The 17,325-nt window shown below is 71.1% G+C and carries 16 protein-coding genes and 1 pseudogene; 15 read left to right on the top strand and 2 right to left on the bottom strand.

Translation table 11 applies throughout. From position 1 onward, the window contains the following. Nucleotides 1-6 precede the first annotated feature (6 nt). The 6 genes and pseudogenes from ACQEWB_RS16440 (at nt 7) to ACQEWB_RS16415 (ending at nt 6,506) form a co-directional block, all read left to right on the top strand. Nucleotides 7-258 (top strand): hypothetical protein, encoded by a 252-nt coding sequence (locus tag ACQEWB_RS16440; RefSeq protein ID WP_432831553.1) that lies wholly within the window; start codon nt 7-9, stop codon nt 256-258. Nucleotides 259-363: 105 nt separating this feature from the next. Next, on the top strand, nt 364-930 hold the full coding sequence (locus tag ACQEWB_RS16435) for a hypothetical protein (protein ID WP_432831551.1): 567 nt from the start codon (nt 364-366) through the stop codon (nt 928-930). Between the two features lie 45 nt (nt 931-975). Beyond that, complete coding sequence (locus tag ACQEWB_RS16430; protein WP_432831549.1) at nt 976-4,173, top strand: S41 family peptidase; 3,198 nt, start codon at nt 976-978, stop codon at nt 4,171-4,173. A 55-nt stretch (nt 4,174-4,228) separates the two neighbouring features. Continuing rightward, nucleotides 4,229-4,576: pseudogene (locus ACQEWB_RS16425) on the top strand (histidine triad nucleotide-binding protein); the annotation flags it as partial. 14 nt (nt 4,577-4,590) lie between these two features. Further along, nucleotides 4,591-5,496: a ribonuclease Z gene (locus tag ACQEWB_RS16420; protein WP_432831547.1), complete on the top strand. Its 906-nt coding sequence runs from the start codon at nt 4,591-4,593 to the stop codon at nt 5,494-5,496. A 20-nt stretch (nt 5,497-5,516) separates the two neighbouring features. Continuing rightward, nucleotides 5,517-6,506 carry an adenosine deaminase gene (locus tag ACQEWB_RS16415; protein WP_432831546.1) on the top strand — a complete coding sequence of 330 codons (990 nt, stop codon included), beginning with the start codon at nt 5,517-5,519 and terminating at the stop codon, nt 6,504-6,506. Here the strand turns inward: ACQEWB_RS16415 and ACQEWB_RS16410 are convergent. Together ACQEWB_RS16410 and ACQEWB_RS16405 are read right to left on the bottom strand one after the other, a co-directional pair. Further along, nucleotides 6,503-7,717: an MFS transporter gene (locus tag ACQEWB_RS16410; protein ID WP_432831544.1), complete on the bottom strand. Its 1,215-nt coding sequence runs from the start codon at nt 7,715-7,717 to the stop codon at nt 6,503-6,505. The genes ACQEWB_RS16415 and ACQEWB_RS16410 overlap by 4 nt on opposite strands. 199 nt (nt 7,718-7,916) lie before the next feature. Next, entirely contained in the window at nt 7,917-8,702 is a 786-nt protein-coding gene (locus ACQEWB_RS16405) for an IclR family transcriptional regulator (RefSeq protein WP_432831542.1), read from the bottom strand. 100 nt (nt 8,703-8,802) lie between these two features. Here ACQEWB_RS16405 and ACQEWB_RS16400 point away from each other — a divergent pair, with 100 nt between their 5' ends. The 9 genes from ACQEWB_RS16400 (at nt 8,803) to ACQEWB_RS16360 (ending at nt 17,243) form a co-directional block, all read left to right on the top strand. Then, nucleotides 8,803-9,744 carry a 5-dehydro-4-deoxyglucarate dehydratase gene (locus tag ACQEWB_RS16400; RefSeq protein WP_432831540.1) on the top strand — a complete coding sequence of 314 codons (942 nt, stop codon included), beginning with the start codon at nt 8,803-8,805 and terminating at the stop codon, nt 9,742-9,744. Next, nucleotides 9,741-11,030 carry a glucarate dehydratase family protein gene (locus ACQEWB_RS16395; RefSeq protein WP_432831538.1) on the top strand — a complete coding sequence of 430 codons (1,290 nt, stop codon included), beginning with the start codon at nt 9,741-9,743 and terminating at the stop codon, nt 11,028-11,030. The genes ACQEWB_RS16400 and ACQEWB_RS16395 overlap by 4 nt, the downstream gene beginning before the upstream one ends. A 92-nt stretch (nt 11,031-11,122) precedes the next feature. Next, nucleotides 11,123-12,265 carry a carbohydrate kinase family protein gene (locus ACQEWB_RS16390; RefSeq protein WP_432831536.1) on the top strand — a complete coding sequence of 381 codons (1,143 nt, stop codon included), beginning with the start codon at nt 11,123-11,125 and terminating at the stop codon, nt 12,263-12,265. Nucleotides 12,266-12,433: 168 nt separating this feature from the next. Then, nucleotides 12,434-14,560 carry a PhoH family protein gene (locus tag ACQEWB_RS16385; RefSeq protein ID WP_432831534.1) on the top strand — a complete coding sequence of 709 codons (2,127 nt, stop codon included), beginning with the start codon at nt 12,434-12,436 and terminating at the stop codon, nt 14,558-14,560. Between the two features lie 13 nt (nt 14,561-14,573). Then, nucleotides 14,574-15,071 (top strand): rRNA maturation RNase YbeY, encoded by a 498-nt coding sequence (gene ybeY / locus ACQEWB_RS16380; RefSeq protein ID WP_133041065.1) that lies wholly within the window; start codon nt 14,574-14,576, stop codon nt 15,069-15,071. A 9-nt stretch (nt 15,072-15,080) separates the two neighbouring features. After that, nucleotides 15,081-16,388, top strand: coding sequence for a hemolysin family protein (locus tag ACQEWB_RS16375; RefSeq protein WP_432831531.1), 1,308 nt, complete (start codon nt 15,081-15,083; stop codon nt 16,386-16,388). After that, nucleotides 16,385-16,516, top strand: a complete 132-nt coding sequence (locus ACQEWB_RS16370; RefSeq protein ID WP_432831529.1) for a hypothetical protein — start codon at nt 16,385-16,387, stop codon at nt 16,514-16,516. The genes ACQEWB_RS16375 and ACQEWB_RS16370 overlap by 4 nt, the downstream gene beginning before the upstream one ends. Further along, nucleotides 16,513-16,872 (top strand): MmcQ/YjbR family DNA-binding protein, encoded by a 360-nt coding sequence (locus tag ACQEWB_RS16365; protein WP_432831527.1) that lies wholly within the window; start codon nt 16,513-16,515, stop codon nt 16,870-16,872. The genes ACQEWB_RS16370 and ACQEWB_RS16365 overlap by 4 nt, the downstream gene beginning before the upstream one ends. Nucleotides 16,873-16,889: 17 nt before the next feature. Next, nucleotides 16,890-17,243: a cytidine deaminase gene (locus ACQEWB_RS16360; RefSeq protein WP_432831525.1), complete on the top strand. Its 354-nt coding sequence runs from the start codon at nt 16,890-16,892 to the stop codon at nt 17,241-17,243. Nucleotides 17,244-17,325: the final 82 nt, after the last annotated feature.

The raw sequence follows: 17,325 nt of genomic DNA, 5'->3' as shown, positions 1-17,325 counted from the left end.
CCCCGCATGCCGCGTCAGGAAGTCGGCATCCCGGACGGCATGCCCCACCGCCCCTCGGCGGGCACCCTGGACCCGTGCCTCGACGAGCAGATCCCCGGCAGGTTCGCGCTCGACGGACCAGTTCTGTCCCTCCAACAGCGCGACGACCGCATCGACTTCACCCGGACCACCGGCAACAGCGACCCGCATGAGCACGCGACGATCGCGCGGACGTACGACCGATACCCCCGATTGGGACAAGATCCCTCCCCCCGATGACAGTTGACGGAGTGCGCAGGTGAGCGCACCCCGTCGGACGCACCGCGCACATCCTGACCGCTTGTGGTCTACCGCGCCACGCCCTCAAGTGGGAGGCTGCCCTCCATGGGGGCATCGGGGTCTATTTGGGTTCGCCCACGTGGAGCGCGAGTGGCAGCTGTGGCGGCGCTCGCGGTCGTCGCCGTGGGCGGGGTCGTCGCGTGTGATCCCGGGGCGTTGAGCTCCGCGTCCATCGCGTACACGACCGACCAGACCGCGACCAAGGAGCTGGAGAACCAGCACGTCGACGTCGAGTGGCTGAGCTGCACCGCCAACTACGGGAACAACAACAAGGCCTACACGCCGGGCAAGTCGACGCCCTCGGCCAGTGAGACCACCGTCGCCAACGTGGACTGCCAGGGGCAGACCAAGGACGGGAAGGACATCACGGTCACCGGGAAGGTGACGCGAGCTGTCGACGGGGCGTGTGTGCGGGGGGATCTCACCGCCAAGGTCGGCGGGAAGACCTGGTTCCACGTGACCGGGCTCGGCAACTGCAACGCGACCCCCTCGCCGATCGTCAACCCCAGCAACGGCAACGGACAGCAGCCCGGGCCCACCGTCACGGTGACCGTCACCAAGACCATCTGGTGCAAGGGCGACCCCAAGTGCTGGCCCGTCGAGGGCAAGTGATCAAAACCCCCGACCTGCGACGCCACCGCTGCATAGGGTGATCGCGTGACGCAGCCCCCCGCCCCGGCGTATCTCCGGTTCCCGCATGTGCACGGCGAGTTGGTGGCCTTCACCGCCGAGGACGACGTGTGGCTCGCCCCGCTCGACGGCGGCTGGGCCCGGCGCGTCAGCGCGGACCACGTACCGGTGAACCAGCCCCGCATCTCGCCCGACGGCACCACCGTCGCCTGGAGCTCCACCCGCGACGGCGCCGCCGAGGTGCACGTGGCGCCGGTGGACGGCGGACCGAGCAGACGGCTGACGTACTGGGGCGGCTGGGGCGCCCGGGTGCGCGGCTGGACCCCCGACGGACAGGTTCTCGTGACCAGCGCGCACGGCAGGGCCAGCTCCCGCCGGACCTGGGCGTACGCCGTCCCCCTCGACGGCGGACCCGCCACCACCCTCCCGTACGGCCCCGTCGGCGGCATCGCCCACGGCCCGCACACCGTCCTCGCCACCGCGCCCATGCAGTCCGAGGCCGCCTGGTGGAAGCGCTACAAGGGCGGTACGGCGGGCAAGTTGTGGATCGACCGGGAGGGGGACGGGGAGTTCGTACGCCTGCATGAGGAGTTGGACGGGAACATCGAGCACCCTGTGTGGGCGGGGGACCGGATCGCGTTCCTGTCCGACCACGAGGGCACCGGCGCGCTCTACTCCTCCCTCGCGGACGCGTCGGATCTACGCCGGCACACGCCCCTCGACGGCTTCTACGCCCGCCAGGCCGCAGGCGACGGCACGCGGGTCGTGTACTCGGCCGCCGGTGAGCTGTGGCTCCTGGACGACCTCGACGGCGCCGAGCCGCACAGGCTGGACATCCGGCTCGGCGGGCCGCGCGCGGGCCTCCAGCCCTTCCCGGTGAACGGCGTCCGCCGGCTCGAGTCGGCCGTGCCCGACCGCACCGCGCGCGGCAGCGCGATCGAGGTGCGCGGTGCCGTCCACTGGATCACCCACCGCTCGGGACCGGCCCGCGCGCTCGCCGCCGAGCCCGGCGTACGGGCCCGCCTCCCGCGCACCTTCCGCGTCGAGGGCGAGGAGTGGGTGGTGTGGGTGACGGACGCCGAGGGCGACGACGCCCTGGAGTTCGCCCCCGCCACCGGGCTCGCGCCGGGATCCCGGCCGCGCCGGATCGCCGCCGGCCGGCTCGGCCGCGTGCTGGAGCTCCAGACGGCCCCCGACGGCAGCCGTACCGCCGTCGCCTCGCACGACGGACGGCTGCTGCTCGTCGAGCGCGAGTCCGGCGAGGTCCGGGAGGTCGACCGCAGCGAGGACGGCGAGGTGTCCGGCCTCGCCTTCTCGCCCGACTCGGCCTGGCTCGCCTGGTCCCACCCTGGCCCGCGCCCCCTCTGCCAGCTCCGTCTCGCCAACACCACCGACCTCTCGGTCACCGAGGCCACCCCGCTCCGCTTCCGGGACTACGACCCCGCCTTCACCCTCGACGGCAAGCACCTCGCCTTCCTCTCCAGCCGCTCCTTCGACCCGGTCTACGACGAGCACGTCTTCGACCTGGCCTTCGTGACCGGCGACCGACCGCACCTCATCACCCTCGCGGCGACCACCCCGTCACCCTTCGGACCGCAGCGGCACGGACGCCCCTTCGACGCCCCCGACAAGGACGAGACGCCCGACAGCGAGGGCACCCCCGCCACCCGTATCGACCTCGAAGGACTCGCCGACCGGATCGTGCCCTTCCCGGTCGAGGCCGCCCGCTACACCGGCCTGCGCGCCGCCAAGGACGGCGTGCTGTGGCTGCGCCACCCGGTGCACGGCGTCCTCGGCTCCTCCCGGGCCACCCCGGACGCCCCCGAGCCCAAGACCGAGCTGGAGCGTTACGACCTCGTCCAGCAGCGCGTCGAGTACCTCGCCTCGGACGCCGACGACTTCGAGGTCAGCGGCGACGGCAAGCGGGTGCTGCTGAGCACCGACGGCCGGCTCAAGGTCGTGCCCAGCGACCGGCGCGCCTCCGGTGACGACGACAGCGACACCAACATCACCGTCGACCTCACCCGGGTCCGCCAGACCGTCGAACCGGCCGCCGAGTGGCGGCAGATGTACGAGGAGACGGGCCGCATCATGCGGGACCACTTCTGGCGTACGGACATGGGCGGCGTCGACTGGGACGGTGTCCTGGAGCGCTACCGCCCCGTCCTCGACCGCATCGCCACCCACGGCGACCTAGTCGACCTGCTCTGGGAGGTCCAGGGCGAGCTCGGCACCTCGCACGCGTACGTCGTCGCGCACGGCGGCCACGGCAACGGCGCCCGGCAGGGCCTGCTCGGCGCGGACATCTCCCGCCACGAGGACGGCAGTTGGCAGGTCGACCGCATCCTCCCCGCCGAGACCTCCGACCCGGACGCCCGCTCCCCGCTCGCCGCGCCCGGCGTCGCGGTCCGCCCCGGCGACGCGATCGTCGCGGTGGCCGGCCACCCGGTCGACCCGGTCACCGGCCCCGGCCCGCTCCTCGTCGGCACGGCGGGCAAGCCGGTCGAGCTGACCATCTCCCCCTCCGGCGGCGGCGACGTTCGCCACGCAGTCGTGGTCCCGCTCGCCGACGAAACCCCCCTCCGCTACCACGCCTGGGTCGCCGACCGCCGCGCCTACGTCCACGAACGCTCCGGCGGCCGCCTCGGCTACCTCCACGTCCCCGACATGCAGGCCCCCGGCTGGGCCCAGATCCACCGCGACCTGCGCGTCGAGGTGACCCGCGAGGGCCTGGTCGTCGACGTCCGCGAGAACGCGGGCGGCCACACCAGCCAACTGGTCGTGGAGAAACTGGCCCGCCGCATCGTCGGCTGGGGCGTCCCCCGAGGCATGCGCCCGTACAGCTACCCCGAGGACGCCCCACGCGGCCCCGTGGTCGCCGTCGCCGACGAGTGGTCGGGCTCGGACGGCGACATCGTCAACGCGGCGATCAAGGCGCTGGGCATCGGCCCGGTGGTCGGCACCCGCACCTGGGGCGGCGTGATCGGCATCGACAGCCGCTATCACCTGGTCGACGGCACGCTGATCACCCAGCCCAAGTACGCGATCTGGCTGGAGGGTTACGGGTGGGGTGTGGAGAACCGGGGGGTGGAGCCGGACGTGGAGGTGGTGCAGACTCCGCAGGACTACGCGGCGGGGCGGGACGTACAGCTGGACGAGGCGGTACGGATCGCGCTGGAGGCGTTGGAGGAAACCCCTGCCAAGGCACCGCCGGGCCTTGACTGAGGTCCCTCGATACGATGTGCCCCCATACGTCGATCAACCGGCTTGAGGAGAGCGAATGTCAGGGGAGCCGCAGGACGACTGCCTGTTCTGCAAGATCGTCGAGGGCCACGTCCCGGCGACCATCGTCCGCGAGACCGAGACCACCGTCGCCTTCCGGGACATCAACCCGCAGGCCCCCACCCACGTCCTGGTGATCCCCAAGGTCCACTACCCGAACGCCGTCACCCTCGCCACCGCCGAACCGGCGATCGCCGCCGATGTCCTCCGTGAAGCGGAGTTCGTCGCCGAGGAGGACAAGCTCGACAGCTACCGCATCGTCTTCAACACCGGCGCCGGCGCAGGCCAGACCGTCTTCCACGCCCACGCCCACATCATCGGAGGCCGCGGCCTCCAGTGGCCCCCGGTTAGCAACCTGCCATGTCCGTACGCGAGTTGGTGGTCCTGGGCACAGCCAGCCAGGTCCCCACCCGGCACCGCAACCACAACGGCTACCTCCTGCGCTGGGACGGCGAGGGCATCCTCTTCGACCCCGGCGAGGGCACCCAGCGCCAGATGCTCCGCGCCGGTGTCGCCGCGCACGACCTGAACCGGATCTGCGTCACCCACTTCCACGGCGACCACTCCCTCGGCCTCGCCGGCGTGATCCAGCGCATCAACCTCGACCGGGTCCCGCACGAGGTCACCGCCCACTACCCGAAGTCCGGGCAGCGCTTCTTCGACCGCCTGCGCCACGCGACGGCGTACCGCGAGACGGTCGCCCTCACCGAGGCCCCCGTCGACGAGGACGGCGAGCTCGCGGTCACCCCCGCCTACACCCTCGACGCCCACCGCCTCTCGCACCCCGTCGAGTCGTACGGCTACCGCGTCACCGAACCCGACGGCCGCCGCATGCTCCCCGACCGCCTCGCCGCGCACGGCATCAAGGGCCCGGACGTCGGCCGCCTCCAGCGCGAGGGCGTGCTGAACGGCGTAACCCTCGACGACGTCAGCGAGATCCGGCGAGGCCAACGGTTCGCGTTCGTCATGGACACCCGGCTGTGCGACGGCGTGTACGCCCTCGCCGACGGCTGCGACATGCTCGTCATCGAGTCGACCTTCCTCGACGAGGACACCGACCTCGCGGTGGAGCACGGCCACCTCACCGCCGGGCAGGCGGCGACGGTCGCGCGCGAGGCGGGCGTAAGGCATCTGGTGCTCACGCACTTCAGCCAGCGGTACACCGAACCCGACGACTTCGAACGGCAGGCGAGGGCCGCCGGCTTCGAGGGCGAGCTGACGGTCGCGCACGATCTTCTCCGGGTGCCGGTTCCGAAACGGCGATAAAACACCCGTACGATGCTGCGATGCCCCTCCCCAAAGCAGAACTGCACCTCCACATCGAAGGCACCCTGGAGCCCGAGCTCGCCTTCGAGCTCGCCGCCCGCAACGGCGTCGAGCTGCCGTACGCCGACACGGACGAGCTCCGCAAGGCGTACGACTTCCAGGACCTCCAGTCCTTCCTGAACCTGTACTACGAGCTCATGGCCGTCCTGCGCACCGAGCGGGACTTCGAGGACCTCGCGAACGCCTACCTCGCCCGCGCCGCCGCGCAGGGCGTCCGGCACGCGGAGATCTTCTTCGACCCGCAGGCACACCTCGCCCGGGGCGTCGGGATGGGCACGGTGGTGGAGGGGCTGTGGCGCGCGCTGGGGAGCAGCGAGACGAACCACGGCGTGTCGACCCGGCTGATCATGTGCTTCCTGCGCGACGAGTCCGCCGAGTCGGCCCTTGCCACCCTGGAGGCCGCGAAGCCGTACCTCGACCGGATCACCGGCATCGGCCTCGACTCCGCCGAGGTCGGGCACCCGCCGGTGAAGTTCCGCGAGGTGTACGAGGCCGCGGCGGCCCTGGGTCTACGACGGGTCGCGCACGCCGGTGAGGAGGGGCCGCCGGAGTACATCACCGAGGCGCTGGACATCCTCGGCGTGGAGCGGGTCGACCACGGGCTGCGGTGCATGGAGGACGCGGAGTTGGTACGACGGCTCGTCCGCGACCGCGTCCCGCTGACCCTGTGCCCGCTGTCCAACGTCCGCCTGCGGACCGTGGACACCCTCGCCGACCACCCGCTCCCGGCGATGCTCGACGCGGGCCTGATGTGCACGGTCAACTCCGACGACCCGGCGTACTTCGGCGGTTACGCGGGCGAGAACTTCGACGCGGTGCGCTCGGCGCTGGGCCTGACCGAGGACCGCCTCCGGGAACTGGCCCGCAACTCCTTCCTCGCGTCCTTCCTGGAGGACGACGAGGAGCGGCGGGCGAGGTATCTGGCCGAGGTGGAGGCTTACGAGTTCTAGGCGGCCTTGGCAACGTCCGGTGCGGTCTCGCGCCCCGACAGGGGCGCGGGGCCGTGTTCATATGCGGCTCCGCCGCGAGGCGCGACAAGCTCCCACCGACCCGCACCCAGTGCAACAACCGTCATCGGCACGGCGATCACGACCAACCCCACCGCCAAAACGACTCCCATCACCGGGAACCCGGTCCGCGCGGCCAGCAGACTCCCCGTCACCGGCCCCGCCGCCGTCCCCAGCGACGACGCCGAACCCACCAGCACCGCCCAACGCCCGCGCGGGTCGAGGGACGCGGCCAGGCCGATGACGTACGACAGGACTACCGGGTAGAGCAGGTTCCAGGCGACCTCGCCGGCCGCGAAAGTGGTGAGGCTGGTCGCCGACGCGCTCAGCACGATGCACGCGGCGATGACCGCCGTCCCCGCCCCCACCGGCACCGCCCGCCCGAACCGCGGCCCCACCGCGCCCGCGACCGTCACGCCCAGCAGCCCCGCGCCGAGCGCCACCGCGAAGACCACGCCGACCGTCGCCTCCGTCAGATGCGCCTGGTCGAGGCCGATACGGCCGCTGACGCCCCAGAGGGAGTTCTGGGCGAGGGACCAGCAGAGCATCGCGGCGGCGAGGGTCAGGCCGGAGCGGAGGTGGGGGAGGCGGGTGCCGTCGAGAGGTGTGTGTGCGACCGCCGTGCGGAGGGGGAGCCGGCCGGTGAGCGGCCAGACGGCGAGCGCGGTGAGGGCGATCGCGGCGAGCGGCCGGCCGTGTCCCGCGCCCAGGTGGGGGACCGTCAGATAGACCGCGCCGGCGAGTGCGGAGACGCCGAGCAGGCCGAGGGTCGTCGTGCGGTGCGGGTCGGGCTGGGCGGCGATTCCGGTGGCGGCGACCGTCGTCGCCGTACCGGATCCGAATCCGCCGACGAGGGTGCCCATGACGACGGCCGGGACGCTGTCGGTGAGGGCGGCGGTGCCGTAGCCGAGGACGGCCAGGGCGAGGCCGATGCGGGCGAGGGTGCGGGGGCCGATCCGGTCGACGCGGGAGGCCAGGGCGAACCCGGCGGCCGCCGAACTCAGCAGCAGCGCACTGCCGATGGCGCCGGCCTGGGTGGCGGAGAGCGGAAGTCCCGAGTCCAAGCGGCCGACGGTGGTCGGGAGGAGGTACGGGGCGAGGTACCCGGCCGTGAAAAGGGCGACGAGGGGCCAGGGGGTGGTGCGGGCGAACACGGGCGTTCCCAGGGCATGCGAAAGAGACGGTTCAGGAAAGGGGGTTGGGCGACGACCGTCGACGGACAGGAACGCGCGAGCAAGTTGTATCAAGCAGGCGGTTGTGGAGAAAGGGGAGGGGGTGTGATGTGGCGCACGTTGTGTTTGGGGTGGGGGAGGTCGGGTAGACGAGGGTGCCGGTTCGGGGATTTCGGGTCGGCTAGCGCCAGTGAACGGCGCCGCCGGCACCCCGTGCCGTCGCCTCGATCTTCGTCCGGATCTCCCGCATGACCGCCACGATCCGCTCCTCGTGTTCCGGAGTCAGCCGGGCCAGCGGTACCGAGCAGCTGATCGCGTCCTGGGCCGGGGTCTCGTAGCGGAGCGCGAAGCCGAAGCCGACGATGCCGAGGACGCCCTCCTCGCGGTCGATCGAGTAGCCGCGGGTGCGGGTCGTCGCGAGGTCGGCGGTCAGGGCGGCGCGGGTCGTGCGGGTGTTGGGGGTGAGGGACTCGTACGGGTCCTCGGGGAGGTCGGTGTCGGGGCGTTCGGCCAGCAGGGCCTTGCCCAGCGCGCCCACGTGGGCCGGCAGACGGCGGCCGACGCGGCTGATCGTGCGCAGGTACTCGTGCGATTCGCGGGTCGCCAGGTACGCGACGTTCCGTCCGTCGAGGCGGCCCAGGTGGATCGTCTCGCCGAGCGCCTCCGAGGCCTCGTCGAGGTAGGGGCGTACGGCCCGGACCCGCGGGTCGGAGTCCAGATAGCTGGTGCCGGTCAGCAGGGCGTGGATGCCGATGCCGTAGAGGGAGCCGGTGATGTCCGTGCGCACCCAGCCCCGGCCGATCAGCGTCTGCAGCAGCGCGTACATCGAGCTGCGCGGCACGCCCAGCGCGTCCGCCAGCTCCTGAAGCCGGGCCGGCCGGTCGCCGCGCTCGGCGAGCAGTTCCAGCAGTTCGACCGTCCGCGCCGCCGACTTCACCTCGCGGACCCCGCCGCCTGTCTCCGACATGGGGCGATGGTAGTCGGCCGGTGCCGGGCTGTTGACTGCCCCCGTTCGCATATCTAGGCTTTGTCTCCATACGTAGATGTCATCTATATGGGGAGACCTCATGGCTGGGGAAGCCGGGACGACTGTGCGGAGGCTGCGGGACGGGATGGGGAACGGCGTGCTCTCCTTCCCGCTGACCTCCTTCCACGAGGACGGCTCCCTGGACCCCGACGGCTTCCGCGCCCATGTCGCGGCACAACTCGCCACCGGACCCGGCGCGGTCTTCCCGGCCTGCGGCACCGGCGAGTTCTTCTCGCTGGACGAGGACGAGTACCGGCAGGTCGTGAGCATCTCGGTGCGGGAGGCGGGCGGACGCGTGCCCGTCGTCGCCGGGATCGGGTACGGCTGGGCGCAGGCCGTCCGTTTCGCGCGCATCGCCGAGGAGTCCGGCGCCGACGCGCTGCTCGTGCTGCCGCACTACCTGGTCGCCGCCCCGCAGGACGGCCTGGTCGCCCAGCTGGAGCAGATCGCCGCCCGCACCCGGCTCCCGCTCATCGCCTACCAGCGCGGCCAAGTCGCCTTCACCCCGGCCTCGTTGAGGCGGATCGCGGACATCCCGAACGTCATCGGCCTCAAGGACGGCCACAGCGACCTCGACCGCCTCCAGCGCCTCACCCTGGCCGCCCCCGAGGGCTTCCTCTTCTTCAACGGCGCCGCCACCGCCGAGATCCAGGCCCGCGCCTACGCCACCGTCGGCGTCCCCGCCTACTCCTCCGCCGTGCACGCCTTCGCACCCGAGATCGCCGACGCGTTCTTCGCCGCGCTGCGGGGCGGTGACGACAAGACCGTGGACCGGTTCCTGCGCGAGTTCTACGTCCCCCTCGTCGAACTCCGCGACCGGGTACCGGGATACGCCGTGTCGCTGGTCAAGGCGGCGGCCCGGCTCCGCGGCCGCCCCGTCGGCCCGGTCCGCGCCCCGCTCACCGACCCCTCCCCCGCCGACCTGGCCGAGCTCAGGACCCTGCTCGCCACCGGCCTCGACCTCGTAGGAGCCTCGCTGTGAACCTCACGATCACCGACGTGCGGCTGACCCCGATCCTGGTCGCCGACCCGCCGCTGCTCAACACGCAGGGCGTGCACCAGCCGTACACGCCCCGGCTGATCGTGGAGGTCGTGACGGCCGACGGGATCACCGGGGTCGGGGAGACGTACGGGGACACCAAGTACCTGGAGCTGGCCCGGCCCTTTGCGAAGAAGCTGAAGGGTCGTCAAGTCAGTGACCTCAACGGTCTGTTCACGGTCGCCGACGAGGTCGCCGTCGACGACGCACGGGTCTCCGGACAGGTCGACGTCGGCGGACTGCGCGGTGTCCAGACCGCCGACAAGCTGCGCCTGTCCGTCGTCTCCGGCTTCGAGGTCGCCTGTCTCGACGCCCTCGGCAAGGCGCTCGGGCTGCCCGTGCACGCGCTGCTCGGCGGCAAGGTGCGGGACGCGGTCGAGTACAGCGCGTACCTGTTCTACAAGTGGGCCGGCCATCCCGAGGGCGTGGCCTGCGAGAAGGACGACTGGGGGGCGGCGCTGGATCCGGCCGGGGTCGTCGAGCAGGCGCGGCTGTTCAAGCAGCGGTACGGGTTCACGTCCTTCAAGCTCAAGGGCGGAGTGTTCCCGCCGGACGAGGAGATCGCGGCGGTGCGGGCGCTGGCCGAGGCCTTCCCCGGGCATCCGCTGCGGCTCGACCCCAACGGGGCCTGGTCCGTGGCGACTTCGCTGAAGGTGGCGGCGGAGGTCGGGGACGTCCTGGAGTACCTGGAGGATCCGGCGCTGGGCACCCCGGCGATGGCCGAGGTCGCCGCGGCGACGGGAGTGCCGCTCGCCACCAACATGTGCGTGACGACCTTCGCCGAGATCAAGGAGGCGTTCGTCAAGGACGCCGTGCAGGTGGTGCTCTCCGACCACCACTACTGGGGCGGGCTGCGGAACACGCAGCAACTCGCCGCGATCTGCCGGACGTTCGGCGTCGGGGTGTCCATGCACTCCAACACCCACCTGGGGATCAGCCTGGCGGCGATGACCCACGTGGCGTCGACCGTCCCCAACCTCCACCACGCCTGCGACTCGCATTACCCCTGGCAGTCGGAGGACGTCCTCACGCAGCGGCTGACCTTCGAGAACGGCAAGGTGGCCGTGTCGGACCTGCCCGGCCTGGGCGTCGAACTCGATCACGACAAGCTCGCGTTCCTGCATCAGCGGTGGCTCGACGACGACGGGTCGCTGCGCGAGCGGGACGACGCGGCGGCGATGCGGATCGCCGACGCCGGGTGGGTGACGCCGACGGTGCCTCGCTGGTAGGCGTCTCCTGCGCTGCTGCGGCGTGAGCGGCGGCTGGTTGTCAGTGGTGTGGTGCACACTGGCCTGAACCGCACCATTTCAGGGAGTGCACCGTGATCCCGTCCAGCGCGTCCAACGGGAAGGGACCGTCGTCCGTCGCGAAGGCAGCGGCCTGTCTGCCCCAGGTCGACCCGCTCGTCGCCCTGCGTACACCGGACGATCCGCCCTGGGACGTGTATCTGACCGGCACGGTCTTCCTGGACATCATCTTCACCGGGCTCGACTCCGCCCCGGTGCGCGGGACCGAGTCCTGGGCGCGCGGGATGGGGTCCAGCCCCGGCGGTGTCGCCAACATGGCCACGGCCCTGGCCCGGCTGGGGCTGCGGACCTCCCTCGCGGCGGCCTTCGGCGACGACCACTACGGCGAGTACTGCTGGGACGCCCTGGAGACCGGCGAGGGCATCGATCTGGCCACCTCGCGCACCGTGCCCGGCTGGCACTCCCCGGTCACCGTCTCGATGGCGTACGAGGGGGAGCGCACGATGGTCTCCCACGGCCACGAGCCGCCCCCGGAAGAGCCCGCGCCCGACTGCCCGCCCCGCGCGCGTGCCGCCATCGCCTCGCTCACGCCCGGCAAGCGCGCCCCCTGGATCGCCCAGGCCGCGAGCAAGGGCGCCCGCGTCTTCGCCGACGTCGGCTGGGACGACACGGGCGCCTGGGACCTGGCGGGGCTGGCCGACCTGGAGCACTGCGAGGCGTTCCTGCCGAACGCGGAGGAAGCCATGCGGTACACGGGCGCCACCTGCCCGCGCGCCGCGGCCCACGCCCTCACCGAGCACGTACCGCTCGCCGTCGTCACCCTCGGTGCCGAGGGCGCGTACGCCGTGGACCGGCGGACCGGGGAGAGCGCCGAGGTGCCCGCGATCGCGGTGGAGGCCCTCGACCCGACCGGCGCCGGCGACGTCTTCGTGGCGGGCTTCGTCACCGGCACGCTGGCCGACTGGCCGCTCGCCGACCGGCTGGCCTTCGCGGGGCTGACGGCGGCGCTGTCGGTGCAGGAGTTCGGCGGCTCACTGTCGGCGCCCGGCTGGTCGGAGATCGGGGCCTGGTGGCGGAAGGTGCAGTCGGTGGAGGGGCAGGAGCCGGCGGCACTGCGGCGGTACTCGTTCCTGGATGAGCTGGTCCCGGAGGAGACGGCGGCGAGACCGTGGCCGTTGCGGCGGGCGGTGCCGACGATCGGCTTCAAGTCGGCGTAGGCCGGAAGATCGGCGTGGGCCGGAAAGTCCGCGTGGGCCGGAGTTCCCGGGGCTCCGAAAAGCCCTACGGCGTTGTCAGTCCCCCGGCGTACCCTTGAAACCGCCAGGCGGCCCACCGGGGCAGCGTGCCGTTTTCAGGAGGACGAGCAAGGCCTACAGAGCCGGCCCATGACTCAGACACCCACAGCTCACACCCCCGCGCAGGGGCAGGCGAGAGCACAGTTCACGGTCCCCGCCCAGCACCCGATGGTCAGCCTGCTGGGTTCCGGCGACTCCCTCCTGCGCGTGATCGAGAAGGCCTTCCCGGCGGCCGACATCCACGTCCGGGGCAATGAGATCAGCGCGGTCGGCGACGCCGCTGAAGTCGCCCTCATCCAGCGCCTGTTCGACGAGATGATGCTGGTGCTCCGCACCGGACAGCCGATGACGGAGGACGCAGTGGAACGCTCGATCGCGATGCTCAGAGCGAGTGAGAACGGCGACGGCCCGGAGGAGACCCCCGCCGAGGTCCTCACCCAGAACATCCTCTCCTCGCGCGGCCGCACCATCCGCCCCAAGACCCTCAACCAGAAGCGGTACGTCGACGCGATCGACAAGCACACGATCGTCTTCGGCATCGGCCCCGCCGGCACCGGCAAGACCTACCTCGCCATGGCCAAGGCGGTGCAGGCCCTCCAGTCCAAGCAGGTCAACCGCATCATCCTGACCCGCCCGGCGGTCGAGGCGGGGGAGCGGCTGGGCTTCCTGCCGGGCACGCTGTACGAGAAGATCGACCCGTATCTGCGGCCGCTGTACGACGCGCTGCACGACATGCTGGACCCGGACTCGATTCCTCGGCTGATGGCGGCGGGGACTATTGAGGTGGCGCCGCTGGCGTATATGCGGGGACGCTCGCAGCCGCTTTTTACGAACGTCCTCACACCGGATGGCTGGCGCCCCATCGGTGACCTCCAGGTCGGTGACCTGGTCATTGGTTCGAACGGCGAACCGACTCCGGTCCTTGGCGTCTATCCGCAGGGTGAGAGGGACATCTACCGTGTCACGGCCCAGGACGGCTCCTGGACCCTGTGCTGCGGCGAGCACCTGTGGACTGTCCGCACGGCCTCGGACAAACGTCGGGACAAGCCGTGGCGGGTCCTGGAGACCCAGGAGATGATCGGCAACCTGCGCGCGGCCCAAGCTCGCCGCTACGAGCTGCCGATGCTCACGGCGCCGGTCAGCTTCCCCGAGCGCGAGGTCCCCATGGACCCGTACGCGCTGGGACTGCTGCTGGGTGATGGCTGCCTCACGGGCTCCACCACTCCGTCCTTCTCCACGGAGGACCGTGAGCTGGCGGAGGCACTGGAGGCCGCGCTGCCCGGTGTCGCGGTGCGGCACAAGAGCGGACCCGACTATGTTCTCAACCGGGTCAAGTCCCCCGGCGACGTGGTCACCCTGGAGAATCCCGTTACGCGAGTCATGCGTGAACTGGACCTGTTGCGAACGCGCTCGCACACCAAGTTCGTCCCGGACGACTACCTGCAGAACTCCGCAGAGGTGCGACTGGCAGTTCTCCAAGGTCTGCTCGATTCCGACGGTGGCCCGGTCGTGCAGAAGGACCGCACCTGCCGGATCCAGTTCTCGACGGCGTCGATCCTGCTGCGTGACGACGTCATCTCCTTGGTCCAGTCACTCGGTGGCGTCGCGTACACACGCCGTCGCCTCGCCGAAGACCGTAAGCAGGGCACAGCACTCGCGGCGCACCGCCACGACACTCTCGTCGTCGACATCCGCCTCCCCGAAGGCATCGAACCCTTCCGTCTCGCCCGCAAGCGCGACAAGTACCACGCGGCCGGAGGCGGCGGACGTCCGATGCGGTTCATCGACAGCATCGAACCGGCGGGCCGCGAGGAGACCGTCTGCATCCAGGTGGCCGCCGAGGACTCCCTCTACATCACCACGGACTACCTGCTGACCCACAACACCCTGAATGACGCCTTCATCATCCTCGACGAGGCCCAGAACACCTCGCCCGAGCAGATGAAGATGTTCCTCACCCGGCTCGGCTTCGAGTCGAAGATCGTGATCACCGGTGACGTGACGCAGGTCGACCTGCCGAACGGCACGAAGTCGGGGCTGCGGCAGGTGCAGGACATCCTGGAGGGCGTCGAGGACGTCCACTTCTCCCGCCTGTCGTCCCAGGACGTCGTACGACACAAGCTCGTCGGCCGTATCGTCGACGCGTACGAGAAGTACGACAGCCACCACGGTACGGAGAACGGCACCCACAAGGGCGGCCGGAACAAGCGGAAGTAGACAAGCCAGCACCATGTCGATCGACGTCAACAACGAGTCCGGAACCGAGGTCGACGAGCAGGCGATCCTCGACATCGCCCGCTACGCGCTCGCACGGATGCGCATCCACCCGCTCTCCGAACTCTCGGTGATCGTCGTGGACGCCGACGCCATGGAGCAGCTGCACATCCAGTGGATGGACCTGCCGGGGCCGACGGACGTCATGTCCTTCCCGATGGACGAGCTCCGGCCGCCCAGCAAGGACGACGACGAGCCCCCGCAGGGCCTCCTGGGCGACATCGTGCTGTGCCCGGAGGTCGCCAAGAAGCAGGGCGAGGAGGCGGAGACGCAGCACTCCATGGACGAGGAGCTCCAACTGCTCACCGTCCACGGCGTGCTGCACCTGCTCGGGTACGACCACGAGGAGCCCGACGAGAAGGCCGAGATGTTCGGTCTGCAGGCGGCCATCGTGGACGGCTGGCGGGCCGAGAAGGGCCTGACCGGCCCGTCCCCGGCTCCCACCGTCTCGTAGAGCCGCCCCATGAGTCCTCAGATCGTCGCGGGCGCCATCGCGCTGGTCGTCGTGGCCTGGCTCGCCGCCTGTGCGGAGGCGGGTCTCGCGCGCATCTCCAGCTTCCGCGCGGAGGAGGCGGTCCGCTCCGGCCGTCGCGGCAGCGCCAAGCTCGCGCAGGTCGCCGCCGACCCGACCCGCTATCTCAACGTCGCCCTGCTGGTCCGCGTCGCCTGCGAGATGGCGGCCGCGGCGCTGGTGACGTACGCCTGTCTCCAGGAGTTCTCCGGCACCACCCGCGCGCTGCTCGCCGCGATCGGCGTGATGGTGCTGGTGTCGTACGTCGCCGTCGGGGTCTCCCCGCGCACCATCGGCCGCCAGCACCCGCTGAACACGGCGACCGCGGCGGCCTACGTGCTGCTGCCGCTGGCCAGGATCATGGGCCCGATCCCCAACCTCCTGATCCTGATCGGTAACGCGCTGACCCCCGGCAAGGGCTTCCGCCGCGGCCCGTTCGCCTCCGAGGCGGAGCTGCGTGCGCTGGTCGACCTCGCCGAGAAGGAGTCGCTGATCGAGGACGACGAGCGCCGTATGGTGCACTCCGTCTTCGAGCTGAGCGACACCCTCGTGCGGGAGGTCATGGTGCCGCGGACCGACCTGATCGTCATCGAGCGCTACAAGACCATCCGCCAGGCCCTGACGCTGGCGCTCAGGAGCGGCTTCTCGCGCATTCCGGTCACGGGGGAGAGCGAGGACGACATCGTCGGGATCGTGTACCTCAAGGACCTGGCCCGCAAGACGCACATCAGCCGCGACGCCGAGTCCGAGCTGGTCTCGACGGCCATGCGGCCCGCCGCCTTCGTGCCCGACACCAAGAACGCCGGCGATCTGCTGCGCGAGATGCAGCAGGACCGCAACCACGTCGCCGTCGTCATCGACGAGTACGGCGGCACGGCCGGCATCGTCACCATCGAGGACATCCTCGAGGAGATCGTCGGCGAGATCACCGACGAGTACGACCGCGAACTCCCGCCGGTGCAGGACCTCGGCGACGACCGCTACCGCGTCACGGCCCGCCTCGACATCACGGATCTGGGCGAGCTGTACGGCCTCGACGAGTACGACGACGAGGACGTGGAGACCGTCGGCGGGCTGCTGGCCAAGGCCCTGGGCCGGGTCCCGATCGCCGAGGCGTCGAGCGTCGTGGAACTCCCGGACGGCCGCGAACTCCGCCTGACCGCGGAGGCCGGTTCCGGCCGCCGGAACAAGATCGTGACGGTCCTGGTGGAGCCCCTGGGCCCGGCGGACCCGCCCGCGGAGGAGGCGAAGGAGGAGTGACGGAGACCGACGGGGGACCGGAGGCCCGGATGCGGGTGAGCAACCGGGGCACGGACATGCTGGAACTGATCCTGGAGCCGTACGGCAGCGACCACTGGCTGCGGCCCGGCGAGGAGACCCCCGTATGACCCCGAAGGAACTGCGTGACTTCTGTCTGTCCTTCAACGCGACCGTGGAGGACTTCCCGTTCAACCCGGAGACCTCCGTCTTCAAGGTCCTGGGCAAGCTCTTCGCGTTGGTGAACCTGGACGGTCGTCCCCTGACGGTCAACCTCAAGTGCGAGCCCGAGGACGCGATCCGGCTGCGCGCCGAGCATGAGGGGTTGATCATCCCCGGGTATCACATGAACAAGCGGCACTGGAACACCGTTACGGTGGACGGCGGCCTGCCCGACCGGCTGGTGCGGGAGCTGATCGAGGACTCGTACGACCTAGTGGTGGCCGGTCTGCCGCGGGCCGAGCGGCTGCGCCTCGACCGTTCCTGAGTACGTATGCTCGGCTCATGACCGACAGCAGCGCGCTTGATCCCGAGGACCGCAAGATCGTCACCCTGGCCCGTTCCGCGCGGGCCCGCAACGGTGTGCCCGAGGGGGCTGCCGTCAGGGACGAGACCGGTCGTACGTACGCCGCCGGGACCGTCGACCTCCCGTCGCTGAAGCTGAGCGCGCTGCGGACCGCGGTGGCCATGGCGGTGGCGTCCGGGGCGAAGTCGCTGGAGGCGGCGGCCGTGGTGACCGAGGCGGAATCGGCCGCCGAGGAGGACCTGGCGGCGGTCCGGGATCTGGGCGGCGCGGGGACTCCGGTGCTGGTCGCGGGCGCCGACGGCACCGTGCGTACCACCGTGACCGCAGGCTGATACCCCCGGTAACACTTGGCCGGAATTCCGGCTTGCAGTTCCTCTTCCCTCGCGTATCAATGGGAACGTTGGTTCCGACGGA

This window comes from Streptomyces sp. CA-249302 (genome assembly GCF_050936785.1).
In the GTDB taxonomy this organism is placed as follows: Bacteria; Actinomycetota; Actinomycetes; order Streptomycetales; family Streptomycetaceae; genus Streptomyces.
This window is presented reverse-complemented; position numbering and strand designations above follow the sequence as displayed.